This is a genomic window from Psychrobacter sp. UBA6291 (assembly GCF_002439405.1).
Taxonomy (GTDB): domain Bacteria; phylum Pseudomonadota; class Gammaproteobacteria; order Pseudomonadales; family Moraxellaceae; genus Psychrobacter; species Psychrobacter faecalis.
On record NZ_DJUD01000014.1, the window covers coordinates 1 to 18,360 of the forward strand.

Here is an 18,360-nt window from a genome sequence, read left to right on the forward strand (position 1 = left end):
TTGCTTATGTTTTTCAATGGTTTTCAATGGTTTCTCAATTCTATACAGCACCTATGCAAAACGAAAATAAGTCAGGTGTTTTTAACTCAAATTGTGGGCTGCGATAAATATCGATATAAATAAGCGGTTTAAATATACTACCTTACGCAGTTGTAACGCAAGGTATCAATATATTTAATTTGATAGAAAATGTCCCGTTTTAATATCTGTATTTTTGAATGTAAGTGCTATTTTCAATAGAAAAGTTATGAGATAAAAGCGCTTGCCGTAAAATATTTTACTTATTTTTTCTATGATGCGATTTGCTCAGCGTGATGATGTTTTGCTTTAATGAAGTCAGCCATTTTTTCGGCAATCATAATGGTTGGCGCATTGATATTAGCGCTTATCAAGGTCGGCATCACAGACGCATCAATAACCCGTAATCCATTGACGCCGCGCACTTTTAGTTCTAAGTCGACCACAGACTTATCATCTGAACCCATACGGCATGTGCCGACTGGATGATAGATGGTATCTGATTTATTACGAATATAGCCAAGCATGCCGTCTTTTTCGATATAAGGGGCAGGGTAGTCTTCGGTGATATATTTGGCGATGGGTGCTTCTTGCATGATGGCGCGCGTACGCTCAGCGCCTGCGACCATATACTCTACGTCTTTAGGATGGGAGAGGAAGTTGGGATCAATCAATACGCACTCTGAGGGGTCAGCTGACGCAAGCCTAACCGTACCGCGGCTTTCAGGGCGCAAGTAGCAGGCGTGACAAGAAACAGCAAAACCGCGTCTAAGGTCACGACCGTGTTCAATCACGCGAGATATGACAAAATGCAGCTGGGTATTTGGCCACTCTTTTGGGGCGTCACCAACGCTAAAGAACGCACCAGCTTCGGCGTAGTTGGTAGATAGTAGCCCTGTGCCATCTTTTCTCCATTGGCGAATGCTTTTAGACAAGGTTGAGAGCGTTGCCATACCAATACCGATCACATCGGTAGTATTGACCTCGTAATCAAATACCACGTCTAAATGGTCTTGTAGATTACCGCCAACCTCGGGCGCATCGACCAATACATCGATACCGTGCGCCTGCAAGTGCTCGGCAGGACCAATACCAGATAGCATCAAAACTTTCGGCGAACCAAAAGCGCCACCTGACAAAATAATTTCCTGACGTGCCATCACTGTATGCTCGACGCCGTCTTTTTCATAAGCGACGCCAACGGCTTGTTTGTCTTCAAAGATGACACGGTTGGCTTGGGCGTGGGTGATAACGGTTAAATTTGGCCGACTTTTTTGTACGGGGTGTAAATAGGCGGCGGCCGCAGAGCAGCGTTGACCTTGTTTTTCACCATGAAAATGGGTGACTTGATATAGTCCTGCGCCGTCTTGTTTTTTACCATTAAAATCAGCATTTTTATCTAAACCATTAGCGACAGCCGCTTCTACAAATGCTTTTGAGATTTCACGCGGGCTTAATAAATTACTGACGTGCAAAGGGCCGCTATCGCCATGCAGTTCATCCGCGCCGTGGACATTGTTTTCAGCTTTAATAAAGTAAGGTAGCACATCGTCAAAGCCCCAACCCTCACAGCCTTGCTCAACCCAGCGCTGATAATCAAGCGCGCTGCCGCGAGTATAGATCATTGCATTAATGGCGGATGAGCCGCCCAAGCATTGACCGCGCGGTTGAAAGCCGCGTCGATTATTAAGATGGGTTTGCGGAGTAGTATGAAAGCACCAATTGTTTGATTTTAGCGGTTTGCCTGGTACTAAAAGGATTAAACCTGCCGGTACGCGAATCGCAAGGTCTTTGCCTTCACCGCCGTACTCTAATAAACACACACTGATATCGGGATTTTCTGTCAGCCGGCTAGCGAGCACACAACCTGCAGAACCGCCACCAACGATGACGTAATCAAATTTTGCGTCAAATTCCATTTTTATATTCCTTATAGCTTCCATGCCAATCAAACTGGAGAGCTAGCTTTCCAGTATATAGGTCATTGATTAGTATAGACCTAACAGAATACTGACGCTAGGCATTCATTCAATCTTCAATGGCGCATATTTCAGAGCGCACAATAAAGCGTTTGCCTTCAGGTATTTCCAGTGAAAAACTCGCACCACGACCATCGACTACATCGATAGTTAAATCAGTATGTTGCCAGAGTTTATACTGGGCTTTACCCATATAAAATGGACAACCAGCGAGCTCACCGATGAGCACGTCTTGACCACCAACTTTGAACTCACCCAGCGGATAACACATCGGTGAGCTGCCATCGCAGCAGCCGCCAGATTGATGGAACATCAGGTCACCGTGTTTGGACTTTAATAGCTCAATTAACGCAACGCAGGCTTCTGTCGCTTCAAGTTTCATAACGTGCTCCTTATTTTTAAACTTTTACCCAAACTAATCGGTAAAATATAAAAGGTCGTATCATCTTCACTCACATCATTCATAGCATGTGACTGAAAACGATACGACCTAGCGTTAGTGATTAAGTGATGTTTTGTGACTAAACGTACCAATCACTGAGACAGTTGCAATGTCTACATAGCGTAGTCAATCACGATACGTCCCTCAATCTTGCCATCACGCATACGATCAAGAATATCATTGATATTCTCAAGCGGCTCAGCGGCAACGGTCGCTTTTACTTTACCTTCCGCTGCCATATCTAGCGACTCTTGTAGGTCTAGACGTGTACCAACGATTGAGCCACGAATGGTAATACCATTTAGTACCGTATCAAAGATAGAAACAGGGAAGTCGCCTGTTGGTAGACCATTACAGACCAAAGTACCACCGCGGCGCAGCATGGTCAGCGCTTGATCAAAGGCCTTAGAGGAGACGGCTGTCACTAGCACACCATGAGCACCGCCGATCTCTTCTTGCAGATACTCACCAGGATCGGTGTTTTTGGCATTGACGGTGACTTTTGCCCCCAGTTTTTTGGCAAAATCGAGCTTTTCATCGTCAATATCGACGGCAGCAACGTTCAGTCCCATGGCAATAGCGTACTGTACCGCCATGTGACCAAGTCCACCGATACCTGAAATGACGACCCAATCACCTGGTTTGGTGTCTGTCATTTTCAGACCTTTATATACCGTCACACCCGCACATAGAACTGGTGCAATCTCAACAGAGTCAACGCTCTCAGGAATAATGCCAACATAGTCAGCATCTGCCAATACGTATTCTGCAAAGCTACCATTCACTGAATAACCAGAGTTCTCTTGACTTAGGCACAGGGTTTCCCAGCCGCCTAGACAATGCGTACAGTGACCACAGGCAGAGTAGAGCCAAGGCACACCGACACGGTCGCCTTCTTTAACATGCTTAACACCTTCACCCACAGCAGTGATCAGGCCGACACCTTCATGACCAGGGATAAACGGGGGGCTTGGTTTGACTGGCCAATCGCCTTCGACAGCGTGCAGGTCGGTATGACAGACACCTGATGCCTGCATTTTTACTACAATTTGACCAGGACCTGGGGTAGGGATATCAACTTCTTCAATCTGCAGAGGTTGGTTGAACTCATGTAGTACGGCCGCTTTCATTTTATTACTCACGTTGCATTCTCCTTATCGTGGATGGTGAGTTGATAGATGTCATATCTACCAACTCATTACTTTATGGTGGCTGCCATAAAGTGCGTGACAGACAGGCTTAAAAGAAGCCCATCTTTTTGGGACTATAAGAAACCAGCATGTTTTTGGTTTGCTGATAGTGATCGAGCATCATCAGATGGTTTTCGCGGCCGATACCCGATTGCTTGTAGCCACCAAATGCAGAATGCGAAGGATAGATGTGGTAGCAGTTGGTCCACACGCGACCTGCTTGGATGCCACGTCCGAAGCGATAGGCTTTGTGTACACTGCGTGTCCAGACTCCAGCACCAAGACCATATAAGGTATCATTGGCAATGCTCATGGCCTCTTCGTCGTCTTTAAATTTCGTGACGGCAAGTACTGGTCCAAAGATTTCCTCTTGGAACACGCGCATGTCGTTAGTGCCTTCAAAGATAGTGGGCTGCACATAGTAGCCATCTGCAAGGTCGCCGTCATGCTTGGCTTGTTCGCCACCGACCAATACTTTCGCGCCTTCTTTTTTACCGATATCCAGATAAGATAAGATTTTTTCTAACTGGTCTGAGCTGGCTTGTGCACCAATCATGGTGTCAGTGTCTAATGGATTGCCCATTTTGATGGCTTCAACACGCTCGACACAGCGTTTGATAAATTCATCATAAATACTCTCATGTACCAGCGCACGCGACGGACAGGTACAAACCTCACCTTGGTTTAAGGCAAACATGACCAAACCTTCAACGGCTTTATCCAAGAAATCATCGTCTTCGTCCATGACATCAGCAAAGAAGATATTTGGACTCTTACCACCCAGCTCTAGGGTAACTGGAATGATATTTTCACTGGCGTACTGCATGATTAGGCGACCAGTAGTCGTCTCACCAGTAAAGGCAACTTTATTGATACGTGGATTGGAGGCAAGCGGCTTACCAGCTTCAACTCCGAAACCGTTGACCACGTTGAGGACACCTTTTGGTAAGATATCAGCAATCCCGATCGTCTCTAGCATAAATAGGATAGAGGCAGGCGTTTGCTCTGCAGGCTTGAGTACTATACAGTTACCAGCAGCAAGCGCAGGGGCTAGCTTCCATACTGCCATGAGGATCGGAAAGTTCCATGGGATAATTTGGCCGACGACACCAAGTGGCTCATGGAAGTGATAAGCAACCGTGTCATCATCAATTTGACTGATGCCGCCTTCTTGTGCACGAATGGCACTGGCAAAATAGCGAAAGTGATCGACAGCTAATGGAATGTCTGCTGCTAGGGTTTCACGTACAGGCTTGCCGTTTTCATACGTTTCGGCAATGGCGATGGCTTCTAAATTGGCTTCCATCTTATCTGCAATTTTGAGCAGTAGATTGGCACGTTCAGCGACACTGGTTTTGCCCCAAGCGTCTTTGGCAGCATGAGCAGCGTCTAAGGCTTTTTCAATATCCGCTTCTTTTGAACGCGCTACTTGGCAGATGACTTTACCGTCAATGGGGCTGGTGTTGTCAAAGTATTCTCCATCGGCTGGTGCGACCCACTCACCATTGATAAAGTTGTCATATTTTTCGCGGAATTGGACGGGGCTGTTTTCTGTATTGGGATAGGCGTGTAGCATTAACGACTCCTTGTTGTATTAATTTATAAAGCAAATAAACGTTCAAGCCTTTGATATATGATCTTTTGAGGTCATATCTATAAAGTCACTTGCACGGTTTTGCTGGATCTTCCTGATCAGGTTGTCAGTCTATCCTACTGAACTTTTATACATAAGGATAGTTACTTTTACTAAAGCAAATCAGGTTGTTTCATAAATTTAGGTTATGCATAAGTATCTGCTTAAATTGGTTCGAAAACTTGGTACAGCTGTTATAATTGCTACCATTATGATGCTACGACGGTAGTTTCCTTTTTCTTATGTTATTGGTTGGTTTAGATATATGCGTCAATCTTCTGCTCTTGATATTTTAAAAACGGGTCAAAATGTATTTTTGACTGGCTCAGCAGGTTCAGGTAAGACCTATACACTCAACCAATATATCGATTATCTACGCGCACGCCGTGTCCCTGTGGCTGTGACCGCGAGTACGGGCATTGCTGCTACCCATATGAACGGCACGACCATTCATAGTTGGTCGGGCATTGGGATTAAAGATGAGCTGTCGGACCGCGATTTGGCCAACTTATCTCGTAAGCAGTTTTTGGCCGATAGATTAAAAGACACGGCGGTACTTATCATCGATGAGATATCGATGCTGCATGCCAAACAGCTGAACTTGGTCAGCCAAGTTTTAAAGTATGTGCGCAAAAACGACAAGGCCTTTGGCGGTATTCAGGTTGTCGTCGCTGGGGATTTTTTCCAGCTGCCACCGATTGGGAATAAAGGCGAAACCAACCGTGAAAAATTTGCCTTTATGAGTGAGGCGTGGCTTGATGCCAAGTTTCATATTTGCTACTTGTCTGAGCAACATCGTCAAGTGAGCGAAGCAGCAAATGGCGGCCTTGATTTAGACGATATCCTCAATCAAATTCGCCGTCAAGAAGTGACCTTTGAAGCCATTGCTGCCTTAGAGGCGACCTTTGATCAAGACGTTGATATCAAGCGCACCCGTCTCTATACCCACAACCTCAACGTTAATAAAATCAATGATAAAGAACTGGCAGCGCTTGAAGGCGAAACCATGCGGTTTGAGGCCACCGCGACAGGTGATAGCAAACTGGTTGAGACCCTCAAAAAAACGGTACGCACTCAAGACGATTTGGTATTAAAGGTCGGTGCTAAGGTGATGTTTATCAAAAACAACAGCGAGCTTGGCGTCTCTAACGGTACGATGGGCGAGCTGATTGGTTTTGCTGCGGTAAAAATTGACGACAGTAAAGATACGAGCGACGATTTAATTGAAGACAATACGAAAAATGCTGTAAGCGCTACTGATAAGAGTATAAAAAACAAAGGCCAACAGACTACCAAAGATAAAGGCAGTGATAAAAAGCCGCCAAAAGATAAAAAGCCAACCACGCAAAAAATGCCGGTAGTGCGGCTAAACTCTGGTCGTGAAGTGATTGCTGAGCCTGAAGAATGGATTATCGAAGATGAAACCGGCGACGTGCTGGCAAGCTACTTACAAGTGCCGCTATGTTTAGCTTGGGCCATTACCATTCATAAGTCGCAAGGCATGACCCTTGAGGCGGCCGAGATTGATTTATCGCGCACCTTTGAGCTTGGGCAAGGTTATGTGGCATTATCACGCTTAAAGTCGCTGGCAGGTTTGCAACTGCTTGGTATGAATGACATGAGCTTGCAGCTTGATCCGCTGGCACGCGGCGCCGATAAACGCTTTTTGGCACTGTCTGACGAAGCGGATGCCAATTATGCCATGCTTGATGAAGAAAGCATGACGCAGGCGCATGAGAAATTTATTCTAAAATCAGGCGGCACGCTTAGTAAGTCAGTGATTGAAGCGTATGCTAATTTACAGAAAAAACGCCGCGAGCAACAACAAGCTCAGATAGATAAAAAACAGAAACTCGGCAATCAAGTTTCTGATAAATCGGACAGCACCTTGCTGGCGACTCGTATTTTATTAGAAGAGAGCTTATCGATTGCCGAGATTTCGCAGATGCGGCAGCTGTCACAATCGACCATCATGCGCCATATTGCAGAATTAAAATCGCAAGATCCAAGTTTGGCGTGTGATCATCTGCGCCCAGACGACGAAGTGATGACGGCGGTTGGCAACGCTTATGTGGCCATTAAGGTCGCCAATAACCCTAATGACTTTAACGATGATGGTAGTATTAAGCTGCGTCCAATCTTTGAGCATCTAAAACAAGCGATTGATTACAACACCATTCGTTTGGCATTGATTTTTATTACGCCGTAGCCTCCAATCAGTGAGAAAAAATCTCTAAAGATAGACTCTCATCATGCTGATAATATTCAATGTAGCGCGCCACTCTTTTTATATCTCTTTATAGCGATACCCTTTTATGTCTGACGTTATGCCTGATTTTTCTAGCGCAACTTACCAATTGAACGCCGAACCTAGAGTGGCGCTTACGCATGCGACAGGCGAGCATACGCAGCCGCTGAGAATTGCTATCAATGGCTTTGGCCGTATCGGACGTAATGTACTGCGTGCCTTGTTAGAGCGCTTTGAGGTGTTAGGGCGCGCTATCCATGTGGTGGCGATTAATGATTTGGCATCGGCTGATATCTTATTGCATTTGTTAAAATTCGATAGTACTCATGGCCGCTTAAGCCGACTTGGCGTCAGTGCAGAGGTTTTAGACGATAAAAACAATACTCAGCTGTGTTTGACTAAAAATAATCTGACCTACTGCATCAAAATGCTCTCAGAAGCTGACCCAAAAAACCTGCCATGGCACACGCTTGGTATTGATGTGGTGCTAGAGTGTACGGGGCATTTTCGCTCTTATGAGCAAGCACAGCTACATATAGCAGCGGGTGCACAACAAGTCATTATTGGTGCTGCGCCCTTTGATAATGTCGATGCTTGTATTGTTATGGGCGTCAATACCGCTGAGCTCACGCGCAAGCTGCCGATTATCTCGAGCGTTTCTTGTACCACGCAGGCCTTGGTACCGCTGATTGCTACCCTTGATAAGGCATTCGGCGTTAGGTCTGCAATGATGACCGAGATTCATGCTGTGACTGCTGACCAGACAGTGCTCGATCAAGCGCACCGCGACCCAAGACGCGCACGCGCCTCTGGTTATAATATTATTCCGACCACCTCAAGTAGTATTGCTGCGACAGAACGGGTATTGCCTGCGATGGTAGGGAAGATAAACGGTCACTCGATACGCGTACCGACCATTGATGTGGCGGCGATTGATGTGACGTTTGTCTTTGATACGCCGGATGTCAGCGTCGATGCGATACGAGAAAAGTTAAGAGCTGCTAGCCTTGGTGATTTGATAAATATCATGGCGTATACTGATGAACCGCTCGTTTCCAGTGACTTTATCCATCAGCCAGAATCGCTGATTATCGATGGGCAGCAATTGATGCAAGTAGGCGAGCAATATAAGGTTTTTGCTTGGTACGATAACGAGTGGGGGTATGCCAATAGGCTGCTTGATATGTGCTTACATCTCACTTTAAGTAAATAACATATTTGAAGTGAATATATTGAGATAAAAGGCTGAGTAGAAAGAATTGACACAAGCTAAGTCATTGATTTAAAAATGGCTGTAAATTAATTTCATTTTTTTAGTATGAAGCGCTTGCATTATACGATGATATCTATATAATGATGCACCAATGGAGACGTGGCAGAGCGGTTGAATGCACCGGTCTTGAAAACCGGCAAGGGTTCATAGCCCTTCGAGAGTTCGAATCTCTCCGTCTCCGCCAAACATCGGGTAATAGCTGAAAACGTTGGAACCCTTAAAGAGCCTGCCTTGCGCAGGCTTTTTTAATGCCTGTAATTTGAGGTTGGTTTGGGGTGCTGGGCTAAGCTGTGGGCTAGGTATTTTGGTAAAACTGTTATGTTGGCTTTGTGAGCGCCCGTAAATAAAGGCTTTCTAGCGTTGTTACGCTAAAAAGCCTGATTCTTTTGCCGTGGGCTGGAATGGGCTATATCTGTAAGGCGTGGTCTAGTATCTTGATGATGTGGCCTGAGTCTTGCGGAATGAATTTGCCGTAATGCTTGTGGATCATGTCAGTGTTGCTATGGCCAAGTTGTTTGGCCAACCATTCAGCAGTGACGACGCCAGTTGATAGTACCTGACTGGCGTAAGTGTGCCGGCCATTATTTAGCGGTCGATAGTCTACATTGATGCGCTCTAAATAATCCGCCCATTGGTGGCGCAGCTGTTCATATGTGTGATGGGTACCAGTGTTTGGATTGTGCCAAAGAAACTGCAGCGAGTGCGGCCGCTCAGTGCGATGGTCACGTTCAGTAATCATAACTGTCTGCAGGGCAGTGTCTTTTATCAAATCAATCTGACTACGCAGTGCTTCTACGACGATAGGCAATAACTCAACTTGACGCTTACGCCTTCTGTTCTTTGTGACACGATAAACGCCTTTGACGACACCACGTCTGATATAAGCGTGACCACTCTCTAAATCTAAATCTGATACGGCCAACGCTAATAGCTCGTGTGATGACAAGCCTGACCATATCATAACTGTCCATAGGTTTTTGCGTGCTTGATCGTCTTCGTTTTGTATAATGAGACTTATTTCACTCTTGGAAAAGGGTCGTATGTCTTCTGGGTCATTATAATTGAGCTTTATATACTGTGATGGGTCATTCGCTGTGCTCTGATGTCTTGACCAGTAACTATAAATTTTGCGCCATAACCCTAAAATTTCTTTAATCGTATTTGAGCTGAGCTGCTTTTGTTTGATTAAGTCTTTATATACCCAATTCTCAACGTCTTCGACTTTAATTTTGGCAATTTGTTTGTGTGACCAGTACCCACTGATGTGATTGTTCACTTTGCTTAGATATGTTGTCCATGACGTATCAGAAACCAATGATTCTTCCGTCGTTTTCCATTGATTAAGATAATGGCCAAAATAACTTGCTTTGCGCTTGGGGGAATGAGGGAATGTCTGGTCACGGTCAAACGTACCCATTTCTATCTGAGTGTCTATCGATTGTGCTATGGCATTGGCTTTCTTAAGATTGGCATCTGTGGGCGGGGTGTCATATAGTGTTTCGCGGTCGCGCTTACCACTGGCGTCACGCCACCAGATACGGATACTGGTTTTTAATGGTTCTATGCCTGCAGACATAATATATCCTTTGATTTCAGGTCAAAAGTAGCGTTATAACGTGGATGTGCTCTTTATGTGAGCGGTAAATGCGCCGTAAAACTACGGTAGTAAAAAAGAGGTAATAAAGGTAATTACTTTATTATCTCTTTATATGTTACTGATTTTATTTAGATTATTTATTACCTTTGACTGGTAAATTTAAGGTAGTTTTACTCGCTTAAAATCGCTACTGCCACAATAATCCAAGTTTTCTCTTGTATTGCTAGGGCAAATAAGGTCTACTATTTTTCTTTTTTCTGTCTTAATCCAAGTTCTTATCATTAAAGATTCAGAACCTACCCACCCGCATTTTTTGCATTTCCATATTTTTTCTTTCATTTCTAGCAAATCCTTTATTATCTAGCTCTTGAATAGCTATCATGACAATTGCATCATTAACTTGTTCTACGCTTGCCATAATTACTTCGACACCATTCTGTTGTTGTTTTTTAAATTCGATAATAGCTGATCTTATTATTCCAGATAACTCCTCATCAGATTTTTCGTGAAGTTCCGATAGAGAGTATTTGCTTTTATCAGGCATAATTATCGCCTCCTCTCTAAAAAATTTTGACAGTCGATGCAGCGTTTGATACCGCCGATTTGTTGCCGTTGATAGGGTATATCTTCGCCACAATCCAGACATTCAGGATATGACACCCCGCTGAACTTGGGCGCGTTGGCGATAATTCTATCCATTGCTTCTTGAGCTACGTCATTCGCTCTATCGATATCGTCTGCCATTTATTTATTCTCCAATCCTAATTTCAGTGAGTGATTCGAACTTACGTTCTTGATAGACTTCGACCTCGCAGCGCATTTCAATTTTGTCTTTATTGATGCTGTAATGTTTGTTTTGATAAAGCGCTCGATGCTTGTGGGTTGGATGCATTGAGCAATCGATCATCTGACCGCTTACGGTGTCGAAAGTCAGCCAATGCAAGGGACTTTCTCGGTCATAGGGGAATAGGGCGCGGACTAAGTTCATTGCATTGACACTCTGTTTATTGGACTTTTTTGCCAATTTGTCTTGTCGTAACCCCAGCCAATTGGGTATGAAGTCACTTCTCCATACCTTGTCGTCGGTGCAAACTCCCCTCCGCTTGGCTGCAAATCCTCAGCTACGCAGCTCCATAGTTCAACAAGTCCGTCTTTGCAAACAGCTGCACTTCTCACATCTGGCGGCGCGTCTATAAATACATCTTGATTAAATGGCTTGCCTTTTATCAGTTCCGCGGTCTTTTGAACTGTTGTGCGTGTAACTTTTTCCGCAAACTCTGTCATTGCTTTTATTTCTTCTTCAGCTGCATAGGTATTGTTGTCAGAATTAGATTTTATATAGTCCGTTACAGCATCAGCAGACTTTTGCAATTCCACCCCAATTTGATAGGGGCTTAGTAGTCGATTGATAGTTGCTGACAATATTGTTACCCGCAATGATTCTAAGGTATCGTTAAAGGCGTTAGCGTCAGATTGCTTCTGCTGATGCTCTATCGCCATTTGCATTAATTTGTTTAAGTCCATTATTCGTCTTCCTTATACATAAAGTGGCCAATTGGGGCGGGGCATTCTTCATTGATAATTTCTAGTTCATAACAATCATCGCAGAGGTCGGCGTGAGGTGCTGCGCTCTGCCCAAGCCATAGCTCGCAACCGCATTCATCGCAACCGTCTTCCATGTTTTTAAAGTCGTAAGTCATAAAAAGGCTCCTATTAATTTGCCCAGTAAATAAGCAATAGTTATTAGCGCTACTAAAAAAGCTATCAGTCCGTTGTCACTCATGCTCTAAGCCTCCGACCCATTTTCAAACACCCAGCACTTGACCGTCTTGGCGGTATATACCTTGCTATAAACCGCAACATTCGAGTCTATAAACTTATGCTTGCGGCTTGATTTGAGCAGGCGCTTCATTTCAGTTTGTTCTGGTAGACGCTGCCCTTCTTGCTGGGCAATTTTGTAGAATGCCGGCAAATTGATTGCAATCTTAGTTTTGTCCGACGAATGATTCATCTCGCACTGGGCCCAGGTGTCCAGATACTCATAAATCTCCCAGAACTGCTCAACTAATGGATGGTCGCTCGATAGTCTGGCCACGCGCTGTTCTGACATCGCAACTAATGTACTCTTGGCAGTTTTGGCTTGGTCTTCACTCATAACGCCATCTAAGACATGCAGATGCAGACAATCGACCATCGCTGCTATCTGTGCGTGATTGAGTGCGATACGGGTATGAGTAATGCCTGCTGAGTGATAAAAGGTTTCGTAAATGCGCACCTTTTCTTTGTACGTCTGTAGGATGGCTTCTTCGTTGCGGATAGCCTTTGCCATAAACTGACTGGTGATCTCGAGCGGAATGCGGTCAAGCTCATCGACAATGTGTTTGCCTTCTAACGTCTGGCCTTCACGGGTTAAACGAATATGAAGTAAACGCGTGAGCATAGCTTCAGATGCTTGGATGGGTTCGTTTTGGCTGATCATGATGGCCGCACGAAACGGCGGTGAGTAAGTATCGTTGCCGTTATTCTTGACGCCGCGACTACGGATAGAGCGACCGTTGAAAGCGTCCTTTAGTTGGTCCCATTCGAATTTTGAATAAGATTGTTTGCCGTCTTGATCGTTACGGTCACCTTCAATTAAAGCAATGGGTATATTGGATACCTGGGCAAACTCTCGATAGATAGCAACTGATGTGGCTTTCGATGGGTCAAAGCCCTCATAGTCCTCACGGCCTGATAAACGCCATAAAAACTCAAGTAAGCGCGACTTACCCGCACCTGCTTGGCCAACCAATTCAAAAAATGGAAAGCTGCGATCGATGCCGCGTATCTGCTCGGCAAAATAAGTGCCAAGCCACCAAGCCATGACGACGGTACCATAGTCGCCGCGCACTCTATTAAACTTGGGCCACCAATCAAAGTTTGGTTTGTCTTTGGTGTTGAGTTGTATGGTAGGAGAGTTAGCCAATGATTTGACCTCCAAGCGTCCAAGCTTGAAGTAGTCTTGATTGTTGATAGCAACTGATTTGCCTTTATGTATGGCCACATCATTAAAGATATAGGCGCCAAACTCTTTGCTGTAGCCAATGAAGTCAGTGGTTTTTACTTCTTTGAGTGCTTCGGTCTGATGACGCATGATGATGTCTAGCTGACCTGCTGCACCTGTCCAAAATACACCAGCATAGACAGATAATAAGCGGGGCTTGAATTTGGATGGACTGGATAACTGGTCACCTGTAATAGTCGTCGTCACATCGCCTTTTGCCGTACTGACGCGCATGAAGTACCAGGACTCATCGGTAATCTCGTTACGCTGAAAATAAAGGGCTTCGAGCTTTGCATTACACAGCTCGGTGACCGTACTGCAGCTCTTAACAAACTCTGGCATTTGCTCGTCAACGTCGGTCAAGTCGCTGACTGAGTCAAGGTAAGCGCCTACTTGGTGTTTCTCTACGCCAATACAGGTGGAAAGCGCTTTTGTATCGAGCTCAAACCACCATGTACGGTAGTTATACTCAAAGTAAAAGCTGCCGCGCTTGGTATGCATATACATGATGACCGCGGCTTGCATCGCTGATGTGGCCGTTAGTAAGTCGCCAAAGTAACGATAGTTTTCAATATGTTCAGGTGTGAGACGGCCCATTTCATGCAAGTCGTTCCAATCTAACTGGCGGTGCTTTTCGTAGGGCGGCTGAGCGGCCGCGCAGTCAAAGCCCATATCAGTCGCTGCTTTTACACAGCGATGAATGCCATCCTTACCAGCCTTATCATTATCAAATGCCCATACTAGCTTGGGCAAGGTATGCTTGGCTTTAGCGTACTGACTCTTTAACTCATGCAGGCTGTGCTCAGGGAAGTTTGAGCAGCTGATAGAGCTGACAGCATCAATACCATGCTCACCCAATGCAATGGCGTCAAAGATACCTTCGGTAATCCATATCTCTGTCGGCATCTGAGTATTGGCTGGATGCCACCACCAGTGGCCCTTTACGCTATATCCGAACTTAATGTTTGCTTTACGCGGGAATCTGTCTGCCTTATCAATGATGCGCTCCCACCAGCCGCCATTTGGCAGCTGGAAACGGATAGTCGCTGATGAGATGTTTAAATCACGATTAACATACAGCTCCTGGTTATAGCTGCCTTTAACTGACTGAATGTTAAGACCTCGGCCTTCGTTTAAATAAGCATCGGCAGCGGCATTGGGACTAACGTCGGTTTGCTTGTACGTCGCCGACCAATCGGTGAATAAGTCGGTAAAGAGATCCTTTACATGGACCTCCATACCGCATTTATTTAGACGGCCGCACTTGACGACGCGGGGTGTGGTAGCGTGAGTAAATAAAGATTTTTTACTGCAATCTGGACAGCGACCCTCTCTGAGCCATTCGCCTACAATCTTAAATCCGTAGTCCGATACCAGGCGGTCTACGACTTTGTCATTAATTCGTGTCATGGTGTTACCTAAGTTCTTTTGAGTATGATTAAGCGGTTTGGTTAGCTGCAGCGATGACTTTTTGTAGCTCGTCAAGCCAAAAGTCGCTGCCCATTATCGATTTGTAGGTTTTGGCTATATTGCGCATATAGCGCTCTGAGAAATCACATAGTGAGATAAGGTTTGCATCGTGCTTTTGGTCTCTCTCATCTTTAGCTAGGTGCTCAGCTAGCCAATCCTTGCGCTGTAGGTAGTCTCTTTTGTGAGAATGAAAGGCTGCACAAAATACTTCAGACAATGAGTCTCTAATATCATCAGTAAGTCTGAATGGGTTATGCGCCGTACTTTGAATAGCTATGTCGCTAACAGGCGCTTGAGTAGTCGGATTATTCATCGTGATTATCCTTATCTAGTCAGTGCCGCCGCAATTTCGGGATTGGGCTGCAGACTGGGCTGTAGTTGTTGAGATATCTCTACAGTTACCTTGGCTGTAAATAAACAGTCTGGATTATGGCAAGCTGCTGTGAGCTGCTTGGTTAAAGCACTGAATATAACGTGCCCATGTGTACGCATGCGCGAACCGCAGTGAGGGCAGCGGATGCCAGCCGGTGTTGAACTTGCCATAGTGTCTCCAGATATGATTATTGGGTGTGGGAGGTCATCGTGGCGACTCCTTTCAGGTGAGTTATCGTTATGTTTTACAAGCCAGTGAGTAAGTCTTTATCTTCTGTTCTAGCAATACCCAAACAGGCATCTATCTGCTGAGATACAACATACTTTTGCTGCTTGTCATTCAGGCCTTTATATATGTCAGTTAGGAGCTTGAGCTGCTTTGTGTTATTGAACAGACTGGACTTGATGGCTATACCATGCGTCTCATAGCTATGCAGTGCTTGTGCCCATTCTGTCTGTAGGCTGAGTAAGTAGTCAGCCGCATCTTCATTGCCGTTTGCCCTAATTCTCGATGTATTAACCCGAGCTAAATACATCTGAACTCGGTCTAAACGCATACATAAAATGTCCAAAAATTGCGAGTTCTCAGCTATTTCTGTATCAGTGGCGACCATATCACCGCCTAAAAGTGGGGTGTCGGGGGTCTTAAGACCCCCCAGATTGTCAATTTTTGGCGTAATTACGCGAAGAACACCGTATAAAACTTTGTTGTCTTCAGCTTCAAAGTTTCTTTTGACATTACGCCAGTCGATACCAATCGCATCAGTGATTGCTTTAGCAGGTACGTATTCAATATCTTTAAACTTATAAACAAGTAGGTTTAAGTTGTGGAAATTAATAATCTTATTCAGAGTCGCTAATGGATATTCATTTACATGTGGCATCGTGGTGTTTCCTTGTGTGGTGGTTGAAAGTGTGGGGGGAGGTGTCTCTCCCTAAGAGGGTTATTTAGTCGATCGGTGGGAGTAGTAGACCGACCCGCTGGTAGAAGGCTTGGGTATGCTCACCCTCACGGCGCTCTTTGAACAATGGTACTAGCACGCGCTGCTGGTCGCCGTTTTCATCGTAGTAGGTCTTTTCTGCGAAGCGGCTGACATCGATGTCATGATAATAAGCAGGTAGCTCTACGCCGTATCGGTTGAGTGCTCCCGTAGATGTGCATCTATCTCTTTGCTCCGCTGAGATACTAGGCACGTAGAACTGGCTTCTTGTGGTTTTGTTATTGCGGTTGGTCACACTTCGTTTAATGATGCAAGGCTCTGTCATCTCTATCACTGGTGCTACTGGTGCTGACTCGCTAAGCTCCTGCTCAAACTCTCGGCATGCTGGGCCAAAGTCAATCTCCGACTCATCGAATTCTGATAGTTGAGCGCAGACACCACTAATGGTCTGTTGGATATCAGCAAACGCTTGCTGCAAGTCTCTGCGGTTAATACTAATCACATCGCCCTGCGCAGATTGGGTAAGCTGCGACATGATCGCAGTGTGGGCTTGGAGCTTGCCTAGCGTGGCTAGAATTGGGTTAAGTGGTAACATCGCGGTGGTTTCTGTTTGGGTTGGGTTGATCGTTGACATCGTGGTATATCCTTTTTGAGTTGAGTTAAGTAGTGGCATCGTGGTATTGAATTTCATAAAGTCGCTTGGCTAACTGCTGAGTCAATCACGGTATATTTACCGCTCGGAAAGCGTAGTTTTACCGTTGGTACGCTGACATCCTGTTGTTTAAAATTACGCTGATCATGATGGATGATGATTTGCTCTGAGCGCTCGAGTACAAACTGCCTGATGGCTGTCGCCTCCTGACTGATCCCTGCTAGGCGCATGGCGAACTCGAACCGCGCATGCTCTGGATCATTCATGTAGCTATATAGGCGGCGGTCGCGGACGTTGTCCCAGTTTTTATGAGTCATTGCTGATCCCCTTATCTGCACTGTCTACTGGCGGTAATAGGGCGGCAAACCTGGCCATAAACTCCTGATCGTGCTGCTGGTAGAAAGCGATGATCTCGGCTATCAGCTCCTGCTGCTGCTTACCTGTGTCCATCGCCTTGTACTGGATGTACTTGCGCTGTGATTCAGGCAAGCGCGTGGCAAACATTACTTGTGACATCGTGGATACTCCATAATTGCGTTTTGTGATAAAGTGATAGCTGTCTTACGAGCTAACAATTGCATTATTACTTATCAAAAATGATAAGTCAACAGGTTGAGTTAAAAATATGGATAAGTACTTGGAGGTCATATCAGATCGATTGGCTCAAGAACGTAAAAAATTGGGTCTAGAACAGACGGAAGTTTGTAAAATCGTTGATATAAGCATTCCAACTTTGTCTCGTTACGAAAATGGAAAGCGTTCACCTGATCTTGTCTTATCCAAACGGCTATCCGATTTGGGTTATGACATACCATATGTGATCACTGGCAAACGCCTTGATGAGTCTGCTAGTGATCTGACTGAAGATGAGATGCAGTGGTTGGAGCTATATAGAAATAGCCAGCGGCGTGCTGAACTGGTGAGACTGATAAAGGCTTACGAGTCTATGGAGTAGATGATGAGAGAAGCAGACCGACTAATTAAGAAAGTAAAGACCGGCACAGAGGACTCGCTCGAAGATGTCTGGTATGGCGTCGCATATGCTGTAGAGTCGTCTTTAATGAGTGCTGGTTCAGTACAAGGTGATTACACCTTGCTGGATTTATACTCTCTAGCACAACCGTTTGTACTAGAGATGTGGAAAGATGAAAGTAGAAACATGGATTATGATGTGCCTTTTGAAATAATGATCAAATCACCATCACTTAATCCGTAATCAGCCTTATAACGTTATTAATATTTCTGATGCTTTGCCTGTCACCTGTGCAATGTCTTTAAAGATGACCTCCAGCTGCTCCAATGATAGCGGCTCGGTATGAGGCGCAAGCTCACATAACTGACCAAGTGTGTGAGCATAAGCGGCTACTCTCTCTAGGTCGGCGGCTATGGCTGCGGTATTCATGCTAGTGCTGTTTGCTGTTTTGTTATTAATCATACTGATTGTCTTCCTAGACTGGTTAGTTTGATTAACTTTTGTTCTGTTGATAGATATTAGTTCAAGG

The 18,360-nt window shown here is 45.1% G+C and carries 22 protein-coding genes and 1 tRNA gene; 5 read left to right on the plus strand and 18 right to left on the minus strand.

The genetic code is table 11. The features are described 5' to 3' along the window. Positions 1-290: 290 nt before the first annotated feature. The 4 genes from B3R91_RS01405 to B3R91_RS01420 all read right to left on the minus strand — a co-directional run bounded on the left by B3R91_RS01405 (position 291) and on the right by B3R91_RS01420 (position 5,205). On the minus strand, positions 291-1,937 hold the full coding sequence (locus tag B3R91_RS01405) for a GMC family oxidoreductase (protein ID WP_286796061.1): 1,647 nt from the start codon (positions 1,935-1,937) through the stop codon (positions 291-293). Between the two features lie 109 nt (positions 1,938-2,046). Continuing rightward, positions 2,047-2,379 carry a DUF779 domain-containing protein gene (locus B3R91_RS01410; RefSeq protein ID WP_201620128.1) on the minus strand — a complete coding sequence of 111 codons (333 nt, stop codon included), beginning with the start codon at positions 2,377-2,379 and terminating at the stop codon, positions 2,047-2,049. A gap of 173 nt (positions 2,380-2,552) precedes the next feature. Then, the gene (gene adhP / locus B3R91_RS01415; protein WP_286796064.1) at positions 2,553-3,581 is read right to left on the minus strand and encodes an alcohol dehydrogenase AdhP; all 1,029 of its coding nucleotides are present in this window, start codon (positions 3,579-3,581) and stop codon (positions 2,553-2,555) included. 97 nt (positions 3,582-3,678) lie between these two features. Beyond that, positions 3,679-5,205, minus strand: coding sequence for an aldehyde dehydrogenase family protein (locus B3R91_RS01420; protein WP_286796066.1), 1,527 nt, complete (start codon positions 5,203-5,205; stop codon positions 3,679-3,681). A 322-nt stretch (positions 5,206-5,527) separates the two neighbouring features. On the opposite strand from B3R91_RS01420, the gene B3R91_RS01425 reads away from it, so the two are divergent. From B3R91_RS01425 to B3R91_RS01435, 3 genes are all read left to right on the plus strand, one after another. Continuing rightward, positions 5,528-7,471, plus strand: coding sequence for an AAA family ATPase (locus B3R91_RS01425; RefSeq protein WP_286796069.1), 1,944 nt, complete (start codon positions 5,528-5,530; stop codon positions 7,469-7,471). A gap of 118 nt (positions 7,472-7,589) precedes the next feature. Continuing rightward, positions 7,590-8,723 (plus strand): type I glyceraldehyde-3-phosphate dehydrogenase, encoded by a 1,134-nt coding sequence (locus B3R91_RS01430; RefSeq protein WP_286796232.1) that lies wholly within the window; start codon positions 7,590-7,592, stop codon positions 8,721-8,723. A gap of 153 nt (positions 8,724-8,876) precedes the next feature. After that, positions 8,877-8,967: transfer RNA gene (locus B3R91_RS01435), tRNA-Ser, on the plus strand. Between the two features lie 222 nt (positions 8,968-9,189). On the opposite strand, the gene B3R91_RS01440 is transcribed toward B3R91_RS01435, so the two are convergent. The 13 genes from B3R91_RS01440 to B3R91_RS01495 all read right to left on the minus strand — a co-directional run bounded on the left by B3R91_RS01440 (position 9,190) and on the right by B3R91_RS01495 (position 17,374). Continuing rightward, positions 9,190-10,359: an Arm DNA-binding domain-containing protein gene (locus B3R91_RS01440; protein ID WP_286796071.1), complete on the minus strand. Its 1,170-nt coding sequence runs from the start codon at positions 10,357-10,359 to the stop codon at positions 9,190-9,192. A 310-nt stretch (positions 10,360-10,669) separates the two neighbouring features. Then, a complete protein-coding gene (locus B3R91_RS01445; RefSeq protein WP_286796072.1) occupies positions 10,670-10,924 on the minus strand; it encodes a hypothetical protein in 255 nt (84 codons plus the stop codon). Positions 10,925-10,926: 2 nt separating this feature from the next. Beyond that, positions 10,927-11,124: a TraR/DksA C4-type zinc finger protein gene (locus B3R91_RS01450; RefSeq protein ID WP_286796074.1), complete on the minus strand. Its 198-nt coding sequence runs from the start codon at positions 11,122-11,124 to the stop codon at positions 10,927-10,929. A gap of 4 nt (positions 11,125-11,128) precedes the next feature. Continuing rightward, a complete protein-coding gene (locus tag B3R91_RS01455; RefSeq protein WP_286796076.1) occupies positions 11,129-11,287 on the minus strand; it encodes a hypothetical protein in 159 nt (52 codons plus the stop codon). Between the two features lie 77 nt (positions 11,288-11,364). Then, positions 11,365-11,904: a hypothetical protein gene (locus B3R91_RS01460; RefSeq protein ID WP_286796077.1), complete on the minus strand. Its 540-nt coding sequence runs from the start codon at positions 11,902-11,904 to the stop codon at positions 11,365-11,367. Continuing rightward, positions 11,904-12,080 (minus strand): hypothetical protein, encoded by a 177-nt coding sequence (locus B3R91_RS01465; RefSeq protein WP_286796079.1) that lies wholly within the window; start codon positions 12,078-12,080, stop codon positions 11,904-11,906. The genes B3R91_RS01460 and B3R91_RS01465 overlap by 1 nt, the downstream gene beginning before the upstream one ends. A gap of 86 nt (positions 12,081-12,166) precedes the next feature. Then, positions 12,167-14,833, minus strand: a complete 2,667-nt coding sequence (locus tag B3R91_RS01470) for a toprim domain-containing protein (RefSeq protein ID WP_286796080.1) — start codon at positions 14,831-14,833, stop codon at positions 12,167-12,169. A 28-nt stretch (positions 14,834-14,861) separates the two neighbouring features. After that, positions 14,862-15,206 (minus strand): hypothetical protein, encoded by a 345-nt coding sequence (locus tag B3R91_RS01475; RefSeq protein ID WP_286796082.1) that lies wholly within the window; start codon positions 15,204-15,206, stop codon positions 14,862-14,864. Between the two features lie 11 nt (positions 15,207-15,217). Continuing rightward, positions 15,218-15,436: an ogr/Delta-like zinc finger family protein gene (locus B3R91_RS13525; RefSeq protein ID WP_414707486.1), complete on the minus strand. Its 219-nt coding sequence runs from the start codon at positions 15,434-15,436 to the stop codon at positions 15,218-15,220. A 74-nt stretch (positions 15,437-15,510) separates the two neighbouring features. Next, positions 15,511-16,149 (minus strand): hypothetical protein, encoded by a 639-nt coding sequence (locus B3R91_RS01480; RefSeq protein WP_286796083.1) that lies wholly within the window; start codon positions 16,147-16,149, stop codon positions 15,511-15,513. Between the two features lie 64 nt (positions 16,150-16,213). Further along, entirely contained in the window at positions 16,214-16,840 is a 627-nt protein-coding gene (locus B3R91_RS01485) for a hypothetical protein (RefSeq protein WP_286796086.1), read from the minus strand. A 53-nt stretch (positions 16,841-16,893) separates the two neighbouring features. Then, on the minus strand, positions 16,894-17,175 hold the full coding sequence (locus B3R91_RS01490) for a hypothetical protein (RefSeq protein WP_286796087.1): 282 nt from the start codon (positions 17,173-17,175) through the stop codon (positions 16,894-16,896). After that, positions 17,165-17,374 (minus strand): hypothetical protein, encoded by a 210-nt coding sequence (locus B3R91_RS01495; RefSeq protein ID WP_286796089.1) that lies wholly within the window; start codon positions 17,372-17,374, stop codon positions 17,165-17,167. Before B3R91_RS01495 ends, B3R91_RS01490 begins: the two co-directional genes overlap by 11 nt. A gap of 109 nt (positions 17,375-17,483) precedes the next feature. Between B3R91_RS01495 and B3R91_RS01500 the strand changes: the two genes are divergently transcribed. Further along, positions 17,484-17,813: a helix-turn-helix domain-containing protein gene (locus tag B3R91_RS01500; protein WP_286796091.1), complete on the plus strand. Its 330-nt coding sequence runs from the start codon at positions 17,484-17,486 to the stop codon at positions 17,811-17,813. A 3-nt stretch (positions 17,814-17,816) separates the two neighbouring features. Further along, on the plus strand, positions 17,817-18,074 hold the full coding sequence (locus B3R91_RS01505; RefSeq protein WP_286796093.1) for a hypothetical protein: 258 nt from the start codon (positions 17,817-17,819) through the stop codon (positions 18,072-18,074). 6 nt (positions 18,075-18,080) lie between these two features. Here B3R91_RS01505 and B3R91_RS01510 read toward each other — a convergent pair whose 3' ends face one another. Next, positions 18,081-18,293 carry a hypothetical protein gene (locus B3R91_RS01510; protein ID WP_286796095.1) on the minus strand — a complete coding sequence of 71 codons (213 nt, stop codon included), beginning with the start codon at positions 18,291-18,293 and terminating at the stop codon, positions 18,081-18,083. Positions 18,294-18,360 lie beyond the last annotated feature (67 nt).